This is a genomic window from Exiguobacterium aestuarii, from assembly GCF_020171655.1.
GTDB lineage: Bacteria > Bacillota > Bacilli > Exiguobacteriales > Exiguobacteriaceae > Exiguobacterium > Exiguobacterium aestuarii_A.
In genome coordinates, this window is the sequence record NZ_JAIVAC010000009.1 from 1 (window position 1) to 1,878 (window position 1,878).

At 44.5% G+C, this 1,878-nt stretch carries 2 protein-coding genes; both read right to left on the minus strand.

From position 1 onward, the window contains the following. Window positions 1–12: 12 nt before the first annotated feature. A complete protein-coding gene (locus tag LCM29_RS15020; RefSeq protein ID WP_224863762.1) occupies window positions 13–279 on the minus strand; it encodes an Arc family DNA-binding protein in 267 nt (88 codons plus the stop codon). 526 nt (window positions 280–805) lie between these two features. Continuing rightward, the gene (locus LCM29_RS15025) at window positions 806–1,708 is read right to left on the minus strand and encodes a hypothetical protein (protein ID WP_224863763.1); all 903 of its coding nucleotides are present in this window, start codon (window positions 1,706–1,708) and stop codon (window positions 806–808) included. Between the last annotated feature and the right edge of the window lie 170 nt (window positions 1,709–1,878).

Consider the following 1,878-nt stretch of genomic DNA (forward strand, 5'->3'; position numbering starts at 1 on the left):
AGCGCTCGACTTTTACGCCTTTTCTTCCCCAGTTTCTTGACTCGTTTCTTCGACATTGGGATTCATTTGAGCCATGATCGCTTGCATCGCTACTGGGTCAGTCAAGAGACGCAAAGAGTTGTTTGCTTCATCTTGCTTCAAGATTTCATCCAGTTTCATGTTGATGAACGCCGAGACCGCTACACCACGTTTGTGCGCTGCCATTTCGATACGGTCATACATTTCTTGTGGCATACGGATGTTGAACCGCTTCATTTCATTCTCGTTTTTTGCTGCCAATTTAATCCACCTCCCCTTTGAGTCTATCGTACACTTTTAAGATATATTTGGTCAACGCTTTTTATTTCACGACTGGTTGACGATGAGACTCTGCCCCCCGAACCCCCAAAACCATCGTCTCCGAGGTTCTTCGCCCCTCTGGGAGCCACTGGTTTAAGTGTGATCAGGGGGCTTCTCATTCATCAACCAGCTTTCGCGACATAAACGCTGGCATTGTTTTTTTGCCCAGTGCCCATTTACGCACCTTAGTGCCAATGGGAGTGATTTCATGAATCAAGAAGTTACAACGTAACGTTTAGTTACAGTGTCATCACTTGTAATTTCCTGTTTCAACTGTATACTTTTGCATGAGGTGTAACTTTATATTACAGGTGTGTTCGGGCCGCTACGGTCGGGAAGGGAACCCCCCGCAAGCGTGCGGGTCCCCCCTACCCGATCCGTTTGCGTTGCCGCTCCACCTCCGCAACAGAAAAAGGACACCCCCACCAAGAGTGTCCCAGTTGTATTCAGTTTTTTTAAAGCGAAGTTACTGACCACCTCGTTTCATGTTATACTGTTCGTAGGTGATAGTATTTGTGAAGTCGTCCTGTTCGACGACAATTTGTTTTGTGTAGTTGGGTTCTGCAGACCCGACTACTTTTTTTATGTCCTCGTATTTCATTTCTTGTCTTTCGGGCATCTGAATACCTTTTGACTTGCGATATAGATTCATGCCACTTGGATACAGATGAAGCCGACCGCCCTTGATGAATTTCTTTTCTTGACCATCCACTTCAACTACCTTGATTTCTTTCTGACCAACAACAGCCCCATGAATGTTTTCTGAAGTCAATTCGACATCAGCCAAGTAAGCCGAGAGATACGCCCCGATATTATCGACACCGCTCAACGAATGAATATTCGTGAAGCCATGCCCCCATATTTCACATACCTCATCGTTAGGGATGAATATCTTACTGCCTGCCTTATCGTTGAATCGCAAGAGTAAATGATGATGCCAAGCGCCCCGTTCTTGTGGCTCGACTACCGTCATATAATCTATGGATCCATACTCTTTTTCATACTTGTACCGGAATTTCTTGATGAATTTTTTGAAGTCGCTATAAAGTCGTTTCGTGTCCTGCATATTCTCCGCATAGGTCAACGTGATATGTAGCTCATTGCCTGCCCCAGTATAGTTGTTATTGATTAGATACCGAAGTTTCTTGAACGTCTGTCGCAACGAATTGAAGCTATCACTTCTTACCTCGCCTTGCTTGAATTCTCCTACTTCTCCAGTCTTGAGATTCACATACCGCTCCTTGTCCAACTTCTTGATATGGTTTGTCCGATTCATGAACTCCATATGTTGCACCTCAACAAGGTGATTCATTTGCGTGAGCCTTACTATCGAAATAGGAGAGATACCAGGACGGTTTTCTTGTTCCATCTTCTCACCCACTTTTTGTGACAATGTTTAATTAAAATCAAGTTAATAAAGAGCGCTCGACTTTTACGCCTTTTCTTCCCCAGTTTCTTGACTCGTTTCTTCGACATTGGGATTCATTTGAGCCATGATCGCTTGCATCGCTACTGGGTCAGTCAAGAGACGCAAAGAGT

What these genes read in the sequence shown, in the direction of transcription:
- LCM29_RS15025 (WP_224863763.1), bottom strand. Translation starts at nt 1,708, where the DNA reads ATGGAACAAGAAAACCGTCCTGGTATCTCTCCTATTTCGATAGTAAGG.